The following is a 23,500-nucleotide window of genomic DNA, read 5'->3' as shown; positions in this document are numbered from 1 at the left end:
TCAGCCACTCCTACCGAAGCATTGCTACGGAGTTTTCTAATCTACTTACAAAATGACTATTATAGACGGTAGAGCGAAAAGCGTGGTGCAAATCAGTATTTCTTCCTCATAGAGAGGGATACTGAGTTTGACTACAGTCCAGAGAGAGTTTGGAAACCGTTTACGAGAAATCAGGCAAGAGCAGTGCTTTACTCAGGAAGAGCTGGCACATAGAGCTGGGCTGAATCGCACCTATGTCGGTGATATTGAAAGGGGAGAGAAAAACCTTACTCTTGTCAGCATGAAAAGGCTGGCGAAAGCTTTAGGAGTTAATATCAGGGATTTTTTTGACTGGGAGCTATAAGCTTAATGTTGAAAATATGGTAGAACTTTTATTCTCACGCCTCTTTGTTTGACAGTCAGTTAACTTTACCGTAAATCACGGCTAATACTCGGGGTGAGAAAAAAGCCATCAAAACACAAGGTATAAAAATGAAAAAAAATGTGTTTGTGTGCGGCCTGCTTACTTGTGTGATCTTTTTGCAAGGGTGTTCTGCGAAAGCTCCTTCCTATAAAGATAACTGGTCAGAAGCTCGCAACCTGGCCAATGCAGGCGGCCTGATGATGGGCATTAAGGACAGGCCTGCCAGTGAAGCCAAAGCTCTTTACTCCGGCCCCGGTGTCGGTCTTGGTGACCTGATCGCCATTGCCAATGTGGGAGTCGGTGCTTTTGAAGGCGGTGTGCTGGGCATGAGTGGTGCCGGATCAGCGGCATTCAATGCGGCTCACGGTGTATGGGCAGTGTCCGACTCAGATCAATGGAGCGCCAACAGGTTCTTTGCCTATGTACCTCAAAATCAGGCTCATAACCAAGCCGAAGCCCGGAAGCTTCTTGAGGATAAGCTCCTGAGCCATTCTGCAGAAGTTTTGAACGGACAGGGATTCAAACTTAAGAAGATAGATAAAAAAATCCTAAATGATGGGGTTCCGGTACTCCAATGGTCACTGGTCAATGAGGATTATGGTTGCGTTGAAAGTGCGAACAACTGTGTTCTGGTCATCTACCTGAACGCAAGTAAGTACTTTTACAACAAGCCCAAACCGGATTTCATCGGATTGGGTATCGGTGAGAAAACCTGGTACACCTCTGCCCTGTCGCAAACGTCATTCAATACTATTGATGTCGTGGCGCGGGGGCTAGAAAAACCATTGCCTGAACTTGAATTTTATCAGGAGCTGAGTACTAAAATGCCTGATTGGTTCGTTCTTTATGTTGGACCAGGCAAAGCAATGAGTAGCAAGTTTAAATCCGGTACTTTGCCTTACAATATCATCGTTCTCAACTCAGGAAGGACTCTGGAATTTATGGAACCATAAAATATCCCCTGTCTACTACATTTGGCTTCTTGAGATATCAATGATAAAGACTAACCCCCTGCCCAGGATACTTATCATAAACGTGCAAGAACACATCATCACAAGCCTGGGGCCATAGGTTGTCATCATACACCTCGGGTAGCTGATCAAGTGTTTCCTCAATAAAATTGCGCACTCTGGCTTTGGTGCGCTGCTTCTTACGCCAGTCAAGCACCAGTACTCCCTGCATTTTATCCGTCAGGTCTCTAGCAATTTTTTTGACTTCCCTGCGCTCTTTCTCCGATAGCTGAACATCTTTACTGAGCAGGTCAAATATTGCCATTTCCTCCTCGCTCAGTCCTTCTCTGACAGTGCGGGTCTCTTCTTCACTCAGGGTTTTGATAAAATTCTGAAGCTGGCCAAAGAATTCTTCAGCGGTATAGGCACCGAGGTTGTACTCTTCCACAAGTTCTTTAAATTTTTGCTGCAAGTCTTGTCTGCTTTTGTTTCTGGCAACCATTGGTGCCAACTTGCGGGCAATAAGGTTTTTAAGCTTTTCTGCGTCAGAAACTCTTGGCGCTGTTACTTTGCTGACCATTTCTGCCAGGGCATCAAAATCTATTCCAGCAATGTTCACGGGGTCAGGTAGGTTTGAATCAATCTTGATGGTTTCTATGGATTCATCCAGAAGCTCATTCACCTGTTGACGCACCACGTCCAGAACGTCATCATCATCAACACTGAGTCCGGATTTTTCACGCATTTGTTTATAGATGACATTGATAGCAACACGTTCCTGAACATAAGTATCAGCACTACTATCTGGGAGTATGGCCTTAAAAATACGATTTATCTGACGAACAAACGAGGTAAAAGCCTCTTTATTTGCGGGTTCCAGAAGAATGTCACTGGCCTCATCCAATAACTGCAATTTGCTGAAGTCAGTCGGTGGGGCATCTATAATCGCCTGCAAATCAATTTTGCGCTCGGTAAGAAACAACTTCAGCTCCACCACAGCCTGTGTCAAAGCATTCAGTAGTTTCTGCTTTTCGTCTGCTGGCGTATTGACATTGTCAGGTACGTCGTAAATGGGTACATCTTCTGCGACGCCACCACTGTATAGCCCCAGAGCTTTCTGAAGGGCTCCGAAGATATTGATGTAATCAACAATCTGCCCACAGGGCTTACCCGGAAAAACACGGTTAGCTCTGGCAATGGTTTGCATCAGCGTGTGATTTTTAAGGGGCTTATCCAGATAAAGAGTAGAGACACTGGGAGCGTCGAAGCCCGTTAGCCACATAGCGCATACAAAAACAATACGCAGTGGGTCATCAGGATCTTTAAACTTATCATCCAAGTCTTCTTTTACCATTCGTTCACGGTGGAAGCGGTAATCAAGTCCCTTCTTCTCCAACCGTTCATAATCATTTTGCCCACCGGAAACCACTACCGCCATATCGGTGCTTTCCATGTAAGCAACTTGATCCTGAAGCTTGCTTTTTGTACTGCCAGAGGCATATTTTAGGCGTGTACGCAGGCTTTCAAGAATCTGCTGCCAGTGGTACTGAACCTTGTCGTACATTTTGATAGCAGTGGCCTTATCGATGGATACCATCATGGCCTTGCCCCACAGCCCTCCGGAAAACGGTTCCCGGTTGATGTGGTAATTCACAAGATCTTTGGCAATAGTATCCAGCCGGTCATCGCGGGTAATAACGTGGTAGGCTCGACCGAACTCGGTTTCAAGCTTTGTCTGCTGTTCATCAGTCAGATCTGCATTATCAAGCAGTTCCAGAATATCATCACCCAGATCATCCCGATTCAGGCTAACCTCAGGAACACGGTTTTCATAATACAGCGGCAGGGTTGCCCCATCATCGACAGCATCAGCAAAATTGTAAATACTGACATAATCACCAAATACCTCACGGGTCTTCTGCTCTCCTTCACCCAGAAGAGGTGTCCCTGTAAAAGCCATAAACCCGGCATTAGGCATGGCTTTGCGCATGTTCATCGCCAAAGTATCATATTGACTGCGATGAGCTTCATCGGTAATAACGATGATGTCACTACGTTTAGATAAAACTGGATAATCGCTGCCTTTGTCAGCCTTGAACTTCTGAATGAGAGTAAAGACAAAACGATGGTCCTCACTCAATAACTGCCTCAGTTCAGCTCCAGAATTAGCCTGACAAATTTCGTTCAACATTCCGGTGGAGTTGAATGTTTTATAAATTTGCTCATCCAGATCGGTTCGATCTGTTACCACCACAAAAGTCCAATTTCCAGGGTATTTACGGAAGGCCTTCTGAGTGAAAAAAACCATGGAGAAACTCTTGCCACTACCCTGAGTGTGCCAGAACACCCCAAGCTGACCATTGCGCTGTTCAATATTCTCCAGACCAGACAGACTCTCGTTCACACCCAAGTATTGATGATACTTCGACAGAATTTTGATGGTCTGCTTACTTTTGACGAACAGCGTGAAGTTTTCCACAAGGTCCAGTAGCCGTTTTTTATCGCAGGTTCCCCTAATCGCGACTTCAAGGCTGACCTTTCGCTCTTCATCCTCACTGGCAATTTTTTTCCACTCAGCAAAGTGCTCCCATTGGCTGGATACCGTTCCTATACGGGACTGAATGCCGTTTGAAAGAATGATCAACTGGTTGTAATGGAAAAGCTGGGGAACAGTGTTTCGGTAATCCTTAAGGTTGTCTTTGTAGGCATTGATCAACTGTTTATGGCTGGCTTTCAGTTCGATGAACACCAGTGGCAGCCCGTTCACAAAACCAAGCAAATCCGGGCGACGGGTCTCTATCTCACCACTGATAAACATCTGGCTGCACAACAGGAAGTCATTGTTGCCCGGCTCATTCCAGTCAATATAACGGATAACAACATCATCTCCATCGCCAGAATGATCAACATGTTTATAGCCCTGCTTTATTAGCAGGTAAACCTCTTCGTTCGCCGCAATGGGACTCATTACGCTTCGGTCACGGGCTATTTCATCAATGGCGTTCTGGAGAATAGATGGGTCAACATTAGGATTGAGCTTTTGCAACACTTCTGAAAGGCGCTTGAAAAGCACGACATCTGACCGGTTTTCACGGCCAAAGCTTCCCTCACCACCAAAGACCTCCTCCCAGCAGATAGCCGTTTCCCAGTCCATTGACTCGAAAAGGTTTATTGCAGGTTGTTCTACCAGGAGGTCTTCGGTGTAATTCATCCTTGTACAATCCAGTTAAGGGTGAGAATAGGCTGGATTGTACGACAGATAGTAGTGGGATGGCGATATGGGTCTAACTCAGCATAGACCCTACAAAACGAGATCTAGTCTGAGGTCTCACGTCTCCCCAGGGCATTGTGCGCTGATTTGGATAAGTAACATACAACCAGCGCTTTGCTCTAGTCACTGCGACAAAAGCACTGTTTCTTTCTTCTTCTAACTCACGCTTCGATTTTGCTCGGTAGTCAGGAAAAACACCTTCACACATACCGATAAGAAAAACGATATCCTTTTCCAGCCCTTTCATGGTGTGAACTGTGCTCAGGGTTAACCCGTCAGTATTAGTTTCACCCTCCAATTGCCCCAGGGCCTTTGCATTTCGATAAGACTGAAGAGATTCTCCCAATCCTTTTTGTCTGAACTTCGTCCAGCTACTGAAAAACTCATTTAATTCAGAAATGCTGGTCGCCAACTCGGGATCAGATGTATTTTCGGAGGATTTAGCTATCGCCTCCAATCTCTGCTCGAATGTTCGTTTGAACTTTCTGATGTTAGGGGCATCCGAGTCTAGCTTATGGATTTCAGTCAACAGACCAGAAAGAAGTTCCGAGTTAATCACTTCTGAAGCAGTTGTTTGATCCGCCAGTGCGAGAAGTATTTCACCGTCATCCCATTTGGATGGTGCTGTAATTTGCAGAAGCTGGCAAAGTTTCTTTCCATCAACCCAGCTTCTTGGATTGAGCTTTACTCTTATACCTAAATCAAGAACCCTACCAAACAAAGAGTCTGGCTCAGCTGCTCGCTCCCCTTTCTTCATATGAAAGGGAATCTTAGCGTTTTCCAGAGCTTTTTCTAGTGCCGGGAAGATGAACCTGTTTCTGGCAATGACAGCCATATTAGATAACGAAATATTACCTTCTATTTCATCATGGGTTCCAAGTTTTATGAGGGCTTGAATTTGCCTTACAACCCAGGCAGCTTCGAAAAATTCATCATTTTGAGGAACCACTTCAACAAAACCTTGAAGGGCTGCATCATGTTCCTTCTGGGAACCCGGTTTCAGCTTATTAGCCGTCTCAATTATTTTAGTGGTGCTGCGATAGTTCTCTGTAAGCCTGTATTCTGATGGCTGAAAATCTTCAACAAACATACTACACATGTATTTTGATGAAGAACCGTTAAAGCCATAAATCATCTGGTTTGGGTCACCAACCATCAAGATACTTTTTAATTTATCACCGCAAAAAATTTTGATGAACTCATATTGAGCTTTATTGAGGTCCTGAGCTTCATCAATACAAATATGCTTATATTTAGCTCTGTACACATCCCCAACCCATTCTTGGGTCTGCAATATTTCGTAGGCTCTGATCAGGATGTCATCAAAATCAATACCACCGCTATCCAGTAACGCACCCTGATAGTCCTGATAAATTCTCCAAATCCGCTCTGAATCATCTGGATATAGCGCAGACACTTCTTCTTCCGTGGTGGCTAACTCACGCTTTATATTTGAAAACGCATCCATGTACTTTTGCATAACGCGCTCACGATTGCGCCGTTCCCGTGCATCATCTACCTGTAGATATTCATCAATGTTGACGCCATGGTCGCGCAATGACTGAAGGAATACCTCCATTCGATCTTTATCACGTTCATAAATATGCAGCTCTGCTGGCAGACCGATGGTATGCCCATACTGCTCAATGACTCTTTGAGCAATTGAGTGAATAGTGGAGATCCAGGCACGATCTTCCATGCTATCAGTGTCATCCAGCCTTTGCCGCATCTCATCAGCGGCCTTATTTGTAAACGTTAAGGCAATTACACAGTCTTTTTTTGTTTGCTCAAGGATATAGCGTACACGTTCGGTGAGAACTCTGGTTTTACCTGAGCCAGCGGATGCTAAAACCTGCATAGCATTGCCTATAGGGGATTGAACTACCTGTCTTTGGCTCTCTGATAAGTGAATCATAAGTGAAGCCCTGCCTTAATTTTTTCAAAAATATCTATCACTTTTTCTGGTAGCTGCGAGGCTTCAAGCTTGCATAGTTCTTCGGTGATAGCTTGAGCATACATAGGTTTTTTTGCATCAACTATCTCAAGGATAGCTTTGTTTCTGCCGTCATCACCAGAGTAGTCTCGCAGTGGAGATTCAAAAATTGGCTGCTTGCACGCCTTACAGTTAGGCAAGTTTGTACGCTTAGGCTTCAGGGGTGTCCCTTGTTTTTTTTCGATTTGGCTTTCTATATACCCTTGCCCGTCAATTTCAATTATTGCGGTTTCTATCTGTGTAGCAAAGCCAGCTTCTAACAAATAACCTTCGAAGTCTGTTTTATCCAGAATAGTGATATTTCCATTGTTGTGAATATCAACTTCTCCAAATACCTTCTGATACTGCTTTGAGAGTTCCTTAACTGTTTTTTCTTCACCGTCACTGAAAATAAAGACAGGTATACCAAAACTGTGGGCAAAGTTCAGGAATGGTCGATATTTCGCCCCAGAGCCACCAACACCAATAAAGTTGATGCCAAGCTCAAAACTTTCATGCCCAAAGTATCTCTCAAACATTTGCGGTAAAGCTTGCTCTTCAGTCTCTCCTTCGGAAAGAACTAACGCCTTTGAAAATATAAGCTCACCTCTGGAATGAACTACTTCTCTTTGCAACTTTCGTTTATCTTCAGGTGACAAAGTTTCATCCAATTGGCTGACAGAGACATTTCCATTAGCTGATACCAAGTATCGTAACTCATTCTGGTTCGCCAAGGCTGCCAAATAAGGCGAATGTGTACTAACAATAATCTGACCTACTGAATTTACTAGCTGACGATACAAGGTTCTCTGGGCGTTTGGGTGCAAATGAGCTTCAGGTTCTTCGGCTGCAACTACTGGAAAAAATGGCTCTGCTTCTTCCTCATACTTCTGAGATAGCATTTCAGTAAATGCTTTGACTGTTAGCATGGATGCCCAACTGCGGGTTCCCATACCATGATATTCCATGGAAAAAGAGGAACTCTCCTGCTCACCAAAATGAACCGTAAACTGTTTGGAGAGATCACGCATTTTTTTTGGAAATGGGGTTATTTCCGCCCTTCCAGAGCCTTGGAAAGACTGGTTAAGCTTACCAAGGTGCTGCTTCAAATTCGTGAGAGATTCACTATTTTTTACCGCAAGCTCATTAATCTCTTGAACCATTGACTCCAGCTGCGAAACTTGTTCAGAATCATAATCGACACTGGCTAAAACTCGACCTATTAAAGAGGACTTCTCTTTTAGCTCTTGGTGGATGTCTCGCTGTGCCTCTATACCAATAAATGGCAGAGCATCCAGTCGTCCCGGAATACTATTTTTCTTGTTTGTTCTTTCTTGTTGCCACTCATCAAAGGCAGGCCAACGGCTCAAAGCATATCGATTTGTGTTATAGCCCCCTTTAATTGGATCACTTTGGCTTTCTGTTCTGAGTGCAAAAAATTGCTTTCCGTCCGCTTCTTGCTGAATTTTATCACCAAATTCCTGTACCCATTCATCTTCGAACTTTTCTGTGCGATTTCCACCGCTATCTACGGCAATTATTCTTATATCTACCAAAACTTTTGACGCTACTTTTTCATCTGCATCAATATGAAAATCTTCATCAGAAAGATATCTGCTGTAGTCCCCCAGGGCGAGCTGCAAAGCTTTTATTACTGACGTTTTGCCAGAGTTATTAGTGCCAATTAGCACAGCTACTCGTGGTAAAGTCATTTCTAAATTCTGAATACCACGAAAGCCTGATACTCGTAGAAGGTCAACTTGTATACTCACTTAATTCTTACTCCCCAACCTGCAAATCCAAAGCCTGCTGAACCAGCTCTATAACATAATCCAGCTCACTCACTTCCGACATTTTGATTTCTACCTCACCATTACCCCAGCGTCCTACGTTGCTGATATCCCTGCAACGCCGATGCGGATCGATAACCTGGTCAAACTTCATATTCAGGGAGAGGCGCAAGCCAGAAGCCTGTGGCACCACATCAACAAAATTGGTGTCCAGCTTAAAGGCAACATACTTTTTCAGAAACTCTTCCTTCACATCCTCATCCAGTTCCAGTACCTGGGTTCTGAGCTTCTGATACAGGGATTTCACTGGCTCTTTATTGAGGTAAGGGTGATCTTCAAGGCTATAAGCCGACTTCACTTCCGGCTGTCGATAGGTGGCAAGGATTTCGTCATCCAGCACAGGGCAGGGCCAAACCTTTACCATGGTTTCACTCAGTTCTTTGGCTCGGTCAAGAATTGCGGCCTCATTCCATGTCGAACACTTTGCCAGGAACTTGTTCAGCCGCAGCGGACTGTCGGCAAAACCACCTTCCATGCTTTGCTTTTCCTGAAAAGGCTTGTCGCTCAATTCGGAGTTGTAGCCTGTCAGGGTCAGGTTGCCCAGAGTGTGCAGATAAGTTTCGTGAACTTCCTGCCAGTTTGCCCCCAGCTCAGCCTGCCAGGTTTGTGACAACTCCGGATTCTGGGGCATTACATGCTCAATGGTGTAGTTCGATACCTGAACTGTTTCCTTGCGCTTATAATTTTCCAGTCGACGCAGCCAGTAAGCCTTGCTGCGCATGTTATACATATCTTTGGTTTGCAAACAGCGCTTGAACTCTTCATCCAGTGGCATACGACGGTTGCCCGTCAATAGCAGGAAAGCTGCCTTAAAGCTTTCCACATAGCGATCTTTCTTTAAATCCTTACTGAACCGGGCAAAGGTTTTATTCATGGAATTCGTTGGAATCAAGCACACCAGCCGACGGAAGGCATAGCTTTCGATATAGCGAACGCACTCCACAAATTCATCCAGACTCAGGACTTTGTGGTCATAGTCGTTATACATCTCCAGAACCAGCGGATACGCCACATCCACCTTGTAAGCATTCAAATCTTTAAATGCCTGTTTCAGGGCTGGTTCTTCCTCTGTACCCAGTGCAAAAGCCACGTAGTAGGAGGAATAGCGATAAACATCCGCCACAATATCCTGAATACTTTCGACACTCTGTGCTACATAGCTTTTAAAGCCTTCATACACCGCATCCTGGCGTGGTGTATTACCGGTTTTTATGGTGAGGAAGTCACGCATAAAAGCATTAAATTGCGAGCTATGCTCACCATGGCCAAAGTTCCTCTCCATGGGGAACCAGTAATCTTTGTAAAGGCGGTTCTGCTCCTTTATATCCTGCTTCATCAACACATAGTTGCGAATCAGATCCGCCTGGCTGAGTGCCAGACCGGTAGAGTTCAGACTTTCAAAAATCAGCTGCGGATCGTCCTTGTCTTTGTCCAGAGCGATATCGACAATAATCAGCTTTTGCAGTCCTTTATAGATAAAGCCGAGTTCTTCCTGGCTAAGGTTTGCCAGCTTGTTGGCGAAGAAGCGATAATTCAGCTCGACCCGATGCCTCGATTCCTCTTTTATCTCTGTCTTACCATCAACAATCTGGTGCAGAGCCTCATTGTCACTTTTGGTCAGTACCAGCTTGTAGTACAGCTCACCGTCTTCCTCAACGTTGCAGAGATAGTAATTTTTCAGCTTTTTGGGATTAGTGCCTTCAATAACAATTTTTTGCTCAGCATTCTGGTTACGGCGATCGATCTCGTGTGACAGGGCCGCAATCAATAGGCTGTTAGAAGTCAGACGTTGCTGACCATCAATCACCAACAGCTCAGGCACATCACTGTGGCTGTATAGACTGCGCTCAACATAAACGACAGAGCCGATAAAGTGACCTTCAAGCTCCGAAGATCCGGCACGATAAATATCGTTCCACAACTGCTCACACTGGGCTGAATTCCAGCTGTACTGACGCTGGTAGATGGGAATAATGAACTGGGCAGATTTTTGCAAAAACTTGAATAGTCGCGTTTCCGTGGCTTTCATTTGGCTTCCTTACAGCTGTATTTGACCTGAGATGAGTTTGGGGAGGAGCATGTCTCGTTGTTGCTTGAGGTTTTCGTTCCGTCGAGTCAGGTTAAAAATGCTCTTGAACATCGGCTGTACAGACTCTGTGAACTTTTCCAGTAGCGCTTTTGGTGGCAAAGCTAACTTAAAGCTATCAAAGCAGGCATTCTGAACCCTTTGCCGGCCTGTCGCTCCTGTCATACTTTTGATTGCGTTTTCTCTGAAGGGCATGGAACGGGCTAGCAAGTAAATAAATTCGGAGGTTAAAAGCTCTGTTTCTCTCAGAACAATAAATTCTGTGGAACCGAAACCGACAGGATTTACTTCATCAAGATACTGAACATAGCCAATTTTACCGTTTTGCAGACAAGGGGTAATCCGGGAGAACAGCGTGTCACCATTCATGTATTTTGCCCCGCTGTTGCCTGACTTCATCTGAATATCCCCAATCAGCATAGAGTCTTCAGATAATCCACTCATAGGTACAAATGGCTTTTCACCTTCCTTGGCAAGCTTTGTTTTTGGGTTGACTTGAATTGCTTTTGATGCAGAGATAATCTGCCAACCATAGGGTACTTGACCCATCATAGAATCAATAAATTTTGCCTGCTCATGCCCAGGAAAGCGAAAGTGAACAAACCACTCTCGATAAAGGGACTGGGCCATTTCTTCCAGAATGGCTATACGACGACTGTTGTTTTTAAGAAAGAAATCATAGTTTGAGAGCACAGAGGCTAATTGCTTTTGATTTGGCAAAGAGAGATTATCAAGAAAGGAAAGATCAATATTTTTGATTGCCTCTATGTCTGCTCTCTGTCTTCCTGATGCGCCGGTCATACTCTTCTGAGCTGGTAAGCGAATTGCATCAGATAGCGATAAGTAATACACAAAGTCAGAGTCAGATACACCTTCTTTACCACGAAAAACGAAAAACTCTGTGGAACCAAACCCCACAGCGCCTTCAAGTCTTTCAACTTGAGCTATTTTTCCATTTTCAAGACAAGGCGTTATTCTTGCGAACAGAGTATCTCCATCTTCAAATTTTGCACCACTTCCTTTGAGCACCCTTTTCTGACCGGGCTCTACAAACCGGTAGCCGGGAGCAACATTAGCCATTTCAACAAATGAATATTCTTTTTTTCTGCCTAAAGAAACCAAAGGGTTAACTTCAACAAAATCACCAAATTTCATACTGCCTCCAGTATTTTGGAGAGATTCAGTCCGATTTTCTGTTCAAGTTGACGAGCGCTTGCATTGAGCACTTCCAGTTCTTCCTGCAAAGCCTCCAGCTTGGCAGCAAAGTCTTCATCGTGCTCCTCTTCACCCTGAGCAACACCTACATAACGCCCAGCATTTAAACTCCACCCCTGAGCTTCAATTTCATCAAGCGTGGCCACCTTACAGAGTCCGGCAATATCCTTGTATTTTCCTTCAGGAAAATACGAGTCGAGAGACCAGCTGCCATCATTGTTATCATCAGGGTGATTTTCAACGAAAGTATGATCTGGCTGCTCACCCCGATAAAGCTTGACGATATTGGCAATAAACGTCAGTTGTTCGGAGGTGTAATCCCGTACAGCACGAGTCACCTGACGGAAAATATGGCGGGCATCAATAAACAGAACGTTATCTTTACTGGCAATTGCTCCTGCATTGTCAGTACTTCCGCCATCCTTGGCGTCCGTATTCTGTTCCTGCTTGTTCTTATCAAAAAACCAGAGCGTACAGGGCAGGGTTACGGTGTAAAAGAAGTTACTGGATACAGCCACCATCACATCCACAGCCCCGGTCTCAATCAGCTTCTGTCGAATTTCCAGCTCCGAACCACGGGCATCACTGGCAGAGTTTGCCATAACAAAACCAGCGCGACCTGTTTTGTTCAGAGCTGCATAGAACATCTGAATCCAGATATAGTTACCGTTATCATTGCGGGGCATACCAAAGGGGAAACGCTTTTTATCGTCTTCCAGCCGCTCTTTCTGAATCTTATCCACATTAAATGGAGGATTCGCCATCACATAATCAAAGGCTCCGGCACATCTGTGGATATCTTCATAGTAGGAGTTACCTTCCCGAACATCGCCCTGCAAACCATGTACTGCCAAGTTCATCTTTGACAGCCGCACGGTGTCACCGGTTTTTTCCTGACCAAAAATGGAAAGCTCATCGGACGCGTTACGGTTATGCTCTTCCACAAACGCCGCACTGGACACAAACATACCGCCAGAACCACAGGCAGGATCAAACACTTTGCCATGGTAAGGCTCAAGAACTTGAGTAATCAAACGTACCAGTGGGGAAGGTGTGAAGAACTCACCGCCACCCTGACCTTCGCTTTTGGCGAATTCATTGAGGAAGTATTCATAAATACGACCAAACACATCAGTACCCAGATCAAAGCGGATACCGGCAAAGGTTTTTAGCAGGTCTTTCAGAATATCGTCTTCAAAGCGGGTATAGGTTTTTGGCAGAGCATCCTTGATGGCTTCGTTCTCAGCTTCCAGAGCTTTCATAGCCGCATTAACAGCCAGCCCCACAGAACGATCTTCCGGCAATTCAAGCAGACTGGAGTACAAAGCCTCATCAGGAACAAACATCGCCCCTTCAGCCTGGATCAAGGTACGGATATCCCCACCACTGCGACGCCGACGGGTTGAAGCCTTCGCTTCCAACCGCTTTTTAGCTTCCGAGAACCGGTACTCAGCATAACGCAAAAAGATCAGCCCCAGCACCGGCCGGGAATACTCTTGAGCCGTAAGACCGCTGTTAGCGCGAAGGTTATCGGCAGCTGACCAGAGTCGTGTTTCCAGTTGCTGGATTAGTTTAAAATCGGACATGTGAAACCTGTTTATCCCTAGAGCAATAAGCCATCAGGGAGGGTGAAACGGTAAGTTGTCCGGTATTTTATGCCTTTAGGGTAAGGAGTAACAGGGAATGAAAGGACGGATGATTATCTGCGTTTCAATAAAGATCGCAGTGGTTCAATAGAACGCAGCGGTACGGCTCGAGTATACTTTGCTTGGGCTATACGAGGTTCCCCCTTGCGTGCATCCATTTTCCAGTAAGATGCAGACTCCATTTGCTTGAACTCCAGTTCCTCAACAGGTACATCAAATGGGTTAGGCTGGCTTTCTATTTTTTCAGTAGAATCAATCTGATCCTTTTCAGTAATATTCTGCATATAGTAGTGATAGCCCGCCTTAAAGTGCTCCATATTTAGCTCATCATCCTGATTCAAGATTGCTTCTTCGGCGGCATAATTTATTAGAACTCTCAACCTTCTCATATTACCTTTAGAGAAAGCGAAAAGCCGAGAATAAAACTCCAGCTTATGTAGTCCAGGCTTTTTTGAAAATGGCAAACTGTCGTTAAATACTTTCAAGAATGCTCGGAATTCTTGTCGCTGTTCTTTATTTATAATCCGAAACGGCTCGATCTTCCTCTGGATCATAAATCGACCAGCAAGAGCGTCATCACAGTTAAGAATAATATTACTGTAAGGCATACCAAAGAGGACAACAGGAAGGTTTGATCTATTAATCAGGATTTTTATCCACTTCGCCACATCTTCAAGCACCTCATAAGATTTTGTCTCGATCAGATGTTGAAATTCATCTAACAGGCTGATCTGAACGCCGCAATGAGTCATCAAATTGGTCAATAATCTTGTTAGCTCTGGTTCTGTAAGCCCTCTGGATGAGAGTTCGTGACCAAGGTCCTGCAAAAAGCAGATAGCGGCTTCCCTTGGAACCGTTTTGTCAGGGAATTCACTGGAAAAAACATTGATAATAGACCGCTCGGATTCCTCTCTATTGGGGTTTAGTCGTAAATATTCCCTTATAAGGGTAGTTTTTCCTGAACCGGGTTCTCCAAGCACCAGCATGCACTCTGGGTATTCACTTCCTTTCGACATATTCCTGCATCGATGTATGTCTGCCAGAATACGAGCCAGATTGGGAGAACTGATGTAGCAATTCTTTACTTTGAGGCGTTTTTCATCTTGTTCAGCTGTTATGTTGTCATACCGATCATAGAGTTCATTCATCACACATTGCTCCGCCATCCAGTTGTATCAATCTCCTCATCGTCTTCTAATTCAAAGTCAGCAGCTGAAGCAGTAGGGGGTTCCTGCTCTTTGTTTTTTTTGGGGGGAGAAGATATAGCTTTCAGACCTTCGTTCAGACTTGAATTTGCATCTTGTGCAATGTCCAAATATTTCGCTAATGCGGTGGTGGAGCTGACAGGAGCTGTTGAGCTAATATTCCAGCTATTCGCTTCTTCCTGAATTCTGCGTTCAATTTCCAGACTGGCCCTTACAACATCCTGATGGTTATAACTTCCCTCAGTATTCTTCCTGGCATAAGTCATATGAACGTCATGCTGTACTTCATTGAACCGACAAGCATAATCCTGATCAATCGCTTCAACTCTGATATATTTTCGGTCGAGTTTATTGAAGACATATATTGAACTTAAGTCGTCAGGATCAACCTTATAGCTAGTCATTACACTACCTGCCCTAGCTCTATAGCTAGCAAGTTGCTCAGAATCATAACGGATTTTTTTGTAAAAAATGCCACCTTTTCTTAATTTACTTTCCTCTGTTCGGCCAAGAACAATATTCAGCCTGTCGGCCTCAACTAACTTTGGAGGAAACTCTTCCACTGATTTCTTCCAATATAAATTTGGAATGATTTTTCCTTCTGTAGTTTGTGCTATTTGGTATTCATCAACTACCCACTTATAAAAAATTTCGACAAAAGTGTTAAACCGAATAACTGCATTTTCTTTAGGGTTATAGTCATCCCTTTCTGCTAGTGATGAGAATGTTTTGCCTTCCATCTGAGATAGAAGTTGTGTGTTTACAGTTCCGAATTTTCTTTCGACTTTTCCTTTGAACCAAGGATGCTGAACTGGGTTGAATGCATATTGTATATTTAATTCAGCCAAAACCACTTCAAGGTCATCACACCAGAACTCTTTGCCATTATCAAAAATAAATAACTCAGGAACTCCGTAGCAAAGCCACTCATTTTCAAGGAATGAGTATTGCTCTAATATACTGCTTTTTTGTTGTATGATGTTTCTTATTAGTTTGATTAGAACTATAAAATCGGGATCACGAAAAGAAATGTAGAAGCCAACAATGGATCGAGAATATTCATCTATAGCAAGTGTGAGCCAAGGCCTGCCTATGGGCATTAGTGTTTCTGAATCAACCACAAACAGATCAAGCTTGGTGTGGTCAACGCATACCCTCTCCATTACTCTAGTTGTTTTCACACCTTCAGCAATAGGAGAAAATTCTATTTTGGCCTTTCTCTTTCCGTATCTGGCCGATTTTTTTTCATAGGGTGTTAATTTTTCCAGCCTATCAAGAAATGCTCGATAGCTTGGAACCGGCAGTTCCTTAATATCTTTACTTCTTCTTAATCCATTAACTTCTTCAAGGGCGTTTTCGAGCCTTTTATAAGCGGCTTTCTTTGTCGGTCTATGCTCGCTGGAGTAATAATCAACAGCTTTCTTAACGCACTTTTCAACTTCTTCTTTCAGCCGGCTTTTCCGATTCCCTTTTTTGAAAGTCGCGGAATACAGCCCTCTAATGGAATAGCCAGCTTTAACATAGTTGCTATGCCATCGACATATTGTTCGCCAGCTGGGAGGCTTTTTGTCCCCTAGCTCAGCAGCTACTTCAGGTAGTAGATCCTCTATATACTGTGGGCTCCAGTATTGAATGCCTCTATCAATCAGCCCCATGAGATATTTATATTTTTTAAGGGTTTCATTACGCTCTTCTTCTGTAAAAACCATCAAATCTTCCGACATTTTTTTTTCTTCGTCACCGGAAGAACTTATAAACTCTATTCGCCCACTCTTTAGTGCATCCTGAAGCCCTGACAATGAAAGTGTGGTGCTTCTGTCTTCCTCCAAAAGGCTTTCAAGTCTGATATTTTCTCCTTCCCGAGCAGCAAGTACATATTCATGTTTGTCACCATCGAGTGCTTCCAGTCTGATTTTAGTGCCTTCAATAAATCTGCTCATGACTGCACCTAACGACTGCCTGACTATTGAGAGGGGTTGATTCCAAAGGTGACTCAGTGACCAATGCGCCTCTTGCCAGAAGGTCATATACCACTGGATAACAATACATTTTTTCTATGCCGGAAATGTCAGGCAAATCTTTGATCGCTAAGGGGCCTTGTGCGTTTATCAGGTCAAGAAGAGCATAATGATGATCATTAAGTTCTTCTGCTGTTTGGTATTTGTAGAGAAGTTTTAGATTGCTGAGTAGAGGTTCTTTTCTTATATCGGACGCTTTCAATAGCTGAAGAGGGGTGTTCAATCTATCGGCAGCGGCCTGCTTTTGGATAAAAACCTCTTTGAACTTTCGACTATCTGCTTCTTCATCAGATTTAACCTCAATTCTTCCTTCCTTGTCTGACTCTGTGTAGGTAGCCCCAAAATCAGGGGTATATTTTCCTTTTTTGCCGAAGTTATCATACTCATACCCTGTTGGCTGAGCTTCAAAAGAGGCTATATCCTGACGAGATTCAAGATCGTAGCATGCATCAAATTCGATAGGGGATTCCACTCGAAAGTACTTGCCAGATTTGATGCTATTGAATCCAAAAATCTGCTTAGATCGAGATTTATGAAGTTTACGACATTTCATAACCATACAACTCTGGTTAACTGCTTAAAAGTTAGACCAGAGTCGTATGTTGTCAAGTTTTGCTTCAAATATATTGTCGGCTTATTTTTCTGCTATTGTCAGTATATTCTTTATATTGTTAGCTTTTGCTTCAAACAACACATCCCCTGTCGGTACTACCATATCGTGACAATTTCAATTCCGATATACCAAGGGCTATGACGGTCTTGCAACTTCATTTGTCATAACAAAAACAACCATATTGTGGCAAATAATTAACTTTACGCCCATGTCATGACATTTGTTTACACTGATAGTTATCTACCTGCACGGTAGGTTATGTGAAATCAGAATAAGCTTCGATGCCCCACTCTTTATCAACTGCCTACCCGGCAGGTCACGAAGACATGTGGGAAGTTCTTTTCATTGAGATATTCTCAACTGCCTACCCGGCAGGTCACCTGAAGTCAAAATACCGCTAGAGTGCGTATGACAAGAGGATAGATCAAAATTCCCCTCTAATGCCCTTTCTTTAAAGCTCCATATATTTTTTAGTGAAAACAACCAGTTACAAACCTTCATTATTTTTTGAAAGGAAGTCGGTCAGGCACCGATCCTCGCTTATCAGTTTTATTTCCCAAGCCATAACTCGTATAGCTATTACACACAAAATCTTCAGCTATATGTCGTTGTATTCGCAGATAATAGACTTGAGAACAATTGCTAGAGCTGGTTATAGGAATATTATAAAAAAAATGATTTTGCCGTTCTGAAACCACTGTATTTCTTCGAGGTTGATATTGATAACCTGCATTCTCTGCTATTCGCTGCCCACGTCTTATGCTGCGTTGCCGACCTCCCGCGCATTGTTTGTCACGTTTACTGTCTCGTGAGTAACGCACCTCTAAGACGTTGTCAGGGACCGCTACTATGTCGTGAATTAAAAATTTCTGGAGCCTCTGCATTTGTTGGTAGTATTCTTGAGCCATTAGTTGCAGTAAAAATGATTGATCTAATGAAACAAATGCGATTATTGCACCAATAGTTTCATGACTATTTTCCGGAAACGTAACACCAATGCTGTTGATACTGTGCCTACACTGGAATCCATGAAGGATTTTTAAGCACCTTCCAACTAACAGCTCATTATTTGATCCAGCCTCAAACTGAATACCAAAGGCATGGCGTGTCATCCTTTGCTCTCCAATCTCATACCCCCACAAATATGACAGGCCATAATGAAATTAGCATCATCCATCATCGGATCATTCATATCAGGTTCGGATTCCAGAAATTCAATATACTCATCAGCTTTTTTCAATAAAGAGAAATAGTCCTTTCCTGTAACTGGATGACGATGTGCTGTTAGATTTTCTCTATCTGCGCAATATGCGCTAATTTTTTTTCGAGTGTCTGCCCCCGGATACCAGTCATCAATCTGATGCATCGCGGCCCCCAGCTTGTGTCTTGTAAAAATAACCTGCTCCTCTCCATTAAAATCACAGGTTGACAGAAGCTTATTTTTTTCCTCTCCGTCAGTAAACTTTTGGCTCGGCCACACTTCTGCACAGAGGGGTAAAATGAGTTTAGCCTCGACCAATACGGAGCAACATTCTTTCGGAGATGTCAGAGCTTTTTCAAATCTATCAACCCACGACCCTATCGTCTCTTCAAGATCATCCAGGTCTCTGCTCCAGCGCCTTGTTTCCACATTATCGACAACAAGCTGCTCTTTCGATTTATAATCTTTGAGGCGAATTTCAGTTCCGAGCGTACATTGGTTTTCCCATAGCCAGTTGCCCAACAAAAAGTTCTCTAAATATCTTCGAGCCAACACCCGATATCCGCCTACATTTTTATAAGATTCTGCCAACCTTGCCACAACATTCTTCATTTCAGCACTATCACATCTGTGCAATTGTCCAGAGTGAGACCTGATAGTTACGGAGAATCGAATAATCAAGGCCTGTGCTTCTGGAGGCATATAGACCTCTTGAATAGTTTGAGGATTTGCATAGGATAAAGACGACGGCTTACAACTTTCCTTGACTTCTCCTTTTGCGTAGGCTTCTGAGTAATTGTCTTTGGTTGCTGCGATAGTGGTTGTCTCGGGAGACAATGGATGCTCTCTGGATTCACCATCAACCCAGAAAAACAACCCCTTCCCAAGATAGATTGATCGTTGTTGAGCGTGCTGACTACACAGCTTCATCACCTGAGACCTCCTTTACCAAAACCTCAATACCAAAGCTGCTGTAATTCATAGACCAAAAAGCACGATCAAGAGGATTTATTTGATGCACCGGGCGCAGTGCAACAACGGATAAGACAGGGGTGGCAAAAGCATGAGGGCAATCTCCAGCACCCACTCTTGTTTTCGGTTTACCCAGGAATCGAAACCCGGCACCCATGGGAAAACTCTTACCTTCAGACAGCCTCCCCAGTAGCTCGCCCCTCTCGGGAGCATTACATACAGCGGTAATCACTCTCCCATAACCGGGCAGTTGCATCAGTGATGCTGAAACTTCTTCCATAGCTCCATAACGATCACACTGCCTGTAAAGCTTACATTGACCATAACTCCCCTCCATTGGGTGCGTTAAAGTTCCGCCGGCAAGCCTTGGGGGTAGACAGCTAAACAGGTTGTCTTCACTCAGGTCTATCTCTTCTCGGGTCTTCGGTAGCTGCACAATCAAATCAAACTCAAGATCACAGCTCCTGTGGTCAATCACAGGGCTATTTGATAGTTTCCCATTCTTTATTTCTTGAGCTGGAAGGGGATGACCCTCATTCAAGGCATACTTCCCTAGCACTACAGCAAACCGGAAATCTGTCCGGTCACTCTTGTATCCCAGGTTACATAAAAGGGCATGCACTAGCCCCGCCCAGGCTGTCAACGAGGGCAGACCTACAACATATGGGTTACTTCTGGCGTTTGCGTTATAAGCTAATAATCTTTTGAAATGAAGAAATTGCCCTGGCTCATGAGAAGCCTAAACAGACTGAGTGATTTTATTCAAGATTTTCTTTATTGCTTTTTCAAACAATGGCAGCAGCACAGGGTTGTAGGCGAGTTGGGCTGAGTAATGAGATCGCTCAAGTATGCCGTTTAGCTGAGATAAAAAATATTCAACCGCTTTACCTGCTTCACTCAGGTCTCCCTGAATGAGAGCCAACTCGAAGGTTTTTCCCAAAGCGTTGTCAATCTGACTTTGCTCAGCCAGATAATGAACCCTCATTACAAATAAGAATAAAAATGCTTCTTCGACGATGTTCTCAAGCCGAAAAGCTTCATGCTTCAACCGTCCTTCCTTCTGCTTTTCTGACTCAACAAACGCTTTACCAGAAGCCAGTTGCAGCAGAAAATTCAGGCTCTTCTTATGAAAAATGCCTCCTGCATTTAATAGGTTTTTCTTGTATCGCCAATGGTTCAGCAAATAGTTCAGATTATAGTCATGCCTCCCAAGCTTCGGAGGATAGTAGAGGCAGTAAAGCCTTCCACCGCAAGTACCTAAAAAACTGCTTACCTGAAATGGTTTGGAATAAAATACCGGACGACAGCTGATGTCGGGATGACCTATAAGGTTGTGAACCCATCTTTGAAAACCCGCTGAAACCAGTGGGGTAACAGCCACATAGTCACCGCTTCCATCAGGGAACAGAACAACCTTACTGTGAGGACTGACAAAATCTGGTAAAGAGTTGGACATGCCCCCATTACAAGGCTTTTGTAACTGCTGGACTCTGTTTAATGGAAACCCAAGGGTTAGGAGCGCATCTATTAACGAACTTTTTTCCTCTTTCGAAAACTGTTCATATAGAGAAGTTACTCGGTTATTCCAGCAGAACTCGGTTGCCAAAAAATGACTTCTGGATACTTTGTTACTGTTGTGGGACCAACCAAGATGTTTTTGTCCATCTTCACCATAGTTTTCAGGAAACCATCGGGCACAGCCTGTCGCACGACTGTTCGGGTCTTTAAGGTAATGAGTAGCAACCCACGGAACTGTAACGATAATACCTTTATGCCAGACCTCATCCATATAAAGCTCTTTTGCTGCTGCAACGTCAAGCAGATCAGCACTTTCTGATGTTGAGCGAGTCAGGTTTGTCAGAATGGTCAGGGCTTCAGAAACATGATCATCAATGACCACAGGGATGTCGGAGAAAAATGCTCTTTTTAGCGTTGTATTGAGTTCTTGTTCACTCTCTGCCTTTAGGAGGTCACCCAATATCATCATTGCTACCACCTCGGTAGATAGAGGCTACGGTTAGAATGTCTTGACTGAAAACCAACTGACCATAAGACGAAAACGTCCCTCAGCCTGAATAACGGCATGCCAGCGCTGATCGGCTTTTTATCCTTTTGCTGCTTACAGGGATGCAGCAACCCTTCCTCGACCAGTCTGGCCACCTGTCTGGTGCCTGTACCTAAAATCACACAAGCTTCAAAACTATCGAGCAAGGTCTGGGAAATCTCAGCGTATTGATGACCTTCCTGAAAAGTAATTCGGTCAAGAAATGAAAAAACTGCCTTGAGTATTGCGTTAGTTGCCAGTCTGCTATCTGGCAGATTACGACTCACCTTCAACAAAGACCCAAAGATGGAGTGAAACGCGGTTTCGCGCATTGATCTCACAGAGTACTCAAGACCGTCATGTGCCAGTTCGTCCAGTTGAGCGAACAGCCTGGCAGGCCAATTGTCAAAGTAATCAGTGCATCGAAACAGAACGCCTTCACTAACCTGTGATGAATGACAACCTTCTTCATCTACCCATTGCATGAACCAGAGCACAGCACCAAAAACGGCTTCAGTCGTTAATTTTCTAAAAAGCAGATTGTCTGCTTCGCTACTCTCAGGCTCGAAACCATATACCTGTTCAGCCAGCTTAATCAGCTTTGGGTCTCCCGGTTCAGACGTTGCCGTGGATAAATCAAAACCACACTGACATAAGAGCACAGCCTCATCTCGAATATAGTCCACGTCAAGACCGCATTGAGGGCATTTAAAAACCAGGGATGATTGATGTCTTGGGCAGGCCCTCACCAGAGAGATGTGCCAGAAAACGGGGATATAAGGTTTTTCCTGCAAGCACTGAGGACACACAGGAATATTCTTTGACCGAAAAAATAATCTGGGTATTTCAATCCCCTTCCAAATCAGTGCTGTATGATGACCCGCAAACCGCCGGTCAGTTTTAAGCACAGCCAGTTCCAGCATAGGCAAACGGTCTTTACAACACCGTTCTGACAGAAGGTGAAGCGCCCAATATCTCTTACTCGACGAAGAATAAGCGTGGTACAAGTTGAACCGGCCAAGCTCTGAAGGCATTGAACCAGCAAGCTGTCCATGCTGTTTCTTGAGAAGCTTGCCGAAATGCGGAAACAGATTCCTGATCCTGAAGTGGTTCAATTCAGACAGTCGTATCAGATAACTCTCAAGGGACTCATCTTGTTCAGGATCAGGACGAAGCAGAAACATAAGACTACATGCTAAGGATTACTGAGTATTCAATGTAGCCGTTTTCTCTAAATATGCACCATCAATATTTGGAGTTGTTCTTTAGGTCTGCGCCGCAAACATTCTTGCAGCCTTTCTCAAGATTTCATTTTCCTCAGTCAGACGACGAAGCTCGTTTTCCAGCCTCTTAATCTTTGTCTCCAATGAGGTATCAGGGCTGTTACGCTGCTCCCTCAGCTCATTAATACCTTTTTTCACCCAGTGCTTCATCGTAGCCGGATGTACGCCAAGCTCCTCCGCAGTGGTTTTCAGATTTCGATCATTTTCAAGATACCGCTCTACAGCCTCAATCTTAAAGGCGAGAGAATAAGTTTTACGTTTGTGACTGTTCATTGCCCTACATCACGATAGCTAAGTATTCCTTAGTATCGTACCACAATCAAAACTCAGAATATCTTAGCTTTTATAGCTAGGATAATTATGAGCAACCGAAGCTCGGAAGCCCATTCACCGTTCCCTGTTCGGCTCAAGGAAGCAAGGCTGGCAAAAGGGCTATCACAGAAAAACTTGGGTATAATCGCCGGTATTGATGAGTTCTCCGCCAGTTCGAGGATGAACCAGTACGAAAAAGGCAAACACGCTCCGGATTTCGCTACCCTGAAGCGGCTGGCTGAAGTGCTTGATGTGCCAACCAGTTATTTCTACTGCGAAGAAGACTGGCTGGCCAAAGCGATCAAAACACTGTATGCCCTGTCAGCGACCAAAAGGGGCAAAGCTCTGAAAGCCCTTGAGTAGCAGGTACAAGCCTCCGTACTCCCATCAAACACCTTAGCCATTATCAGTCACGAGTTACTTCTGACCCGCTACCAGAAAGGGAGGAAGACTCTGAGG

The 23,500-nt window shown here is 44.1% G+C and carries 17 protein-coding genes and 1 pseudogene; 3 read left to right on the top strand and 15 right to left on the bottom strand.

What is annotated here, in order from left to right:
- Positions 1-127: 127 nt before the first annotated feature.
- The gene (locus NX722_RS25510) at positions 128-343 is read left to right on the top strand and encodes a helix-turn-helix domain-containing protein (protein WP_262565660.1); all 216 of its coding nucleotides are present in this window, start codon (positions 128-130) and stop codon (positions 341-343) included.
- A gap of 128 nt (positions 344-471) precedes the next feature.
- Positions 472-1,356: a hypothetical protein gene (locus tag NX722_RS25505; protein ID WP_262565659.1), complete on the top strand. Its 885-nt coding sequence runs from the start codon at positions 472-474 to the stop codon at positions 1,354-1,356.
- Positions 1,357-1,393: 37 nt separating this feature from the next.
- On the opposite strand, the gene NX722_RS25500 is transcribed toward NX722_RS25505, so the two are convergent.
- From NX722_RS25500 to NX722_RS25430, 15 genes and pseudogenes are all read right to left on the bottom strand, one after another.
- Positions 1,394-4,564, bottom strand: coding sequence for a type I restriction endonuclease subunit R (locus NX722_RS25500; RefSeq protein WP_262565658.1), 3,171 nt, complete (start codon positions 4,562-4,564; stop codon positions 1,394-1,396).
- A gap of 73 nt (positions 4,565-4,637) precedes the next feature.
- Entirely contained in the window at positions 4,638-6,539 is a 1,902-nt protein-coding gene (locus NX722_RS25495) for an ATP-dependent helicase (protein ID WP_262565657.1), read from the bottom strand.
- Positions 6,536-8,368 (bottom strand): ATP-dependent nuclease, encoded by a 1,833-nt coding sequence (locus NX722_RS25490; RefSeq protein WP_262565656.1) that lies wholly within the window; start codon positions 8,366-8,368, stop codon positions 6,536-6,538. The genes NX722_RS25495 and NX722_RS25490 overlap by 4 nt, the downstream gene beginning before the upstream one ends.
- Before the next feature lie 7 nt (positions 8,369-8,375).
- Entirely contained in the window at positions 8,376-10,475 is a 2,100-nt protein-coding gene (locus NX722_RS25485; protein ID WP_262565655.1) for a DUF262 and DUF1524 domain-containing protein, read from the bottom strand.
- Between the two features lie 9 nt (positions 10,476-10,484).
- Complete coding sequence (locus NX722_RS25480; protein WP_262565654.1) at positions 10,485-11,687, bottom strand: restriction endonuclease subunit S; 1,203 nt, start codon at positions 11,685-11,687, stop codon at positions 10,485-10,487.
- Positions 11,684-13,333 carry a class I SAM-dependent DNA methyltransferase gene (locus NX722_RS25475; protein ID WP_262565653.1) on the bottom strand — a complete coding sequence of 550 codons (1,650 nt, stop codon included), beginning with the start codon at positions 13,331-13,333 and terminating at the stop codon, positions 11,684-11,686. The genes NX722_RS25480 and NX722_RS25475 overlap by 4 nt, the downstream gene beginning before the upstream one ends.
- A 113-nt stretch (positions 13,334-13,446) precedes the next feature.
- The gene (locus tag NX722_RS25470) at positions 13,447-14,541 is read right to left on the bottom strand and encodes a TniB family NTP-binding protein (RefSeq protein WP_262565652.1); all 1,095 of its coding nucleotides are present in this window, start codon (positions 14,539-14,541) and stop codon (positions 13,447-13,449) included.
- Positions 14,541-16,538: a Mu transposase C-terminal domain-containing protein gene (locus NX722_RS25465; protein ID WP_262565651.1), complete on the bottom strand. Its 1,998-nt coding sequence runs from the start codon at positions 16,536-16,538 to the stop codon at positions 14,541-14,543. The genes NX722_RS25470 and NX722_RS25465 overlap by 1 nt, the downstream gene beginning before the upstream one ends.
- A complete protein-coding gene (locus NX722_RS25460) occupies positions 16,522-17,088 on the bottom strand; it encodes a TnsA endonuclease N-terminal domain-containing protein (protein ID WP_262565650.1) in 567 nt (188 codons plus the stop codon). Before NX722_RS25460 ends, NX722_RS25465 begins: the two co-directional genes overlap by 17 nt.
- A gap of 641 nt (positions 17,089-17,729) precedes the next feature.
- A complete protein-coding gene (cas6f, locus tag NX722_RS25455; RefSeq protein ID WP_262565649.1) occupies positions 17,730-18,341 on the bottom strand; it encodes a type I-F CRISPR-associated endoribonuclease Cas6/Csy4 in 612 nt (203 codons plus the stop codon).
- Positions 18,338-19,360 carry a type I-F CRISPR-associated protein Csy3 gene (gene csy3 / locus NX722_RS25450; RefSeq protein WP_262565648.1) on the bottom strand — a complete coding sequence of 341 codons (1,023 nt, stop codon included), beginning with the start codon at positions 19,358-19,360 and terminating at the stop codon, positions 18,338-18,340. Before csy3 ends, cas6f begins: the two co-directional genes overlap by 4 nt.
- Positions 19,347-20,099: pseudogene (locus NX722_RS25445) on the bottom strand (type I-F CRISPR-associated protein Csy2); the annotation flags it as partial. The pseudogene NX722_RS25445 and the gene csy3, both read right to left, overlap by 14 nt.
- Before the next feature lie 42 nt (positions 20,100-20,141).
- Positions 20,142-21,389 carry a hypothetical protein gene (locus NX722_RS25440; RefSeq protein ID WP_262565647.1) on the bottom strand — a complete coding sequence of 416 codons (1,248 nt, stop codon included), beginning with the start codon at positions 21,387-21,389 and terminating at the stop codon, positions 20,142-20,144.
- Positions 21,390-21,391: 2 nt separating this feature from the next.
- Positions 21,392-22,630 (bottom strand): TniQ family protein, encoded by a 1,239-nt coding sequence (locus NX722_RS25435; RefSeq protein ID WP_262565646.1) that lies wholly within the window; start codon positions 22,628-22,630, stop codon positions 21,392-21,394.
- 81 nt (positions 22,631-22,711) lie between these two features.
- The gene (locus NX722_RS25430; RefSeq protein ID WP_262565645.1) at positions 22,712-23,002 is read right to left on the bottom strand and encodes a transposase; all 291 of its coding nucleotides are present in this window, start codon (positions 23,000-23,002) and stop codon (positions 22,712-22,714) included.
- Positions 23,003-23,089: 87 nt separating this feature from the next.
- Between NX722_RS25430 and NX722_RS25425 the strand changes: the two genes are divergently transcribed.
- Positions 23,090-23,404 carry a helix-turn-helix domain-containing protein gene (locus tag NX722_RS25425; protein ID WP_262565644.1) on the top strand — a complete coding sequence of 105 codons (315 nt, stop codon included), beginning with the start codon at positions 23,090-23,092 and terminating at the stop codon, positions 23,402-23,404.
- Positions 23,405-23,500: the final 96 nt, after the last annotated feature.

The organism is Endozoicomonas gorgoniicola, assembly GCF_025562715.2.
Classification (GTDB): Bacteria; Pseudomonadota; Gammaproteobacteria; order Pseudomonadales; family Endozoicomonadaceae; genus Endozoicomonas_A; species Endozoicomonas_A gorgoniicola.
The sequence above is the reverse complement of the archived record's forward strand: the minus strand, read 5'-3'. Positions and strand labels throughout refer to the sequence as shown.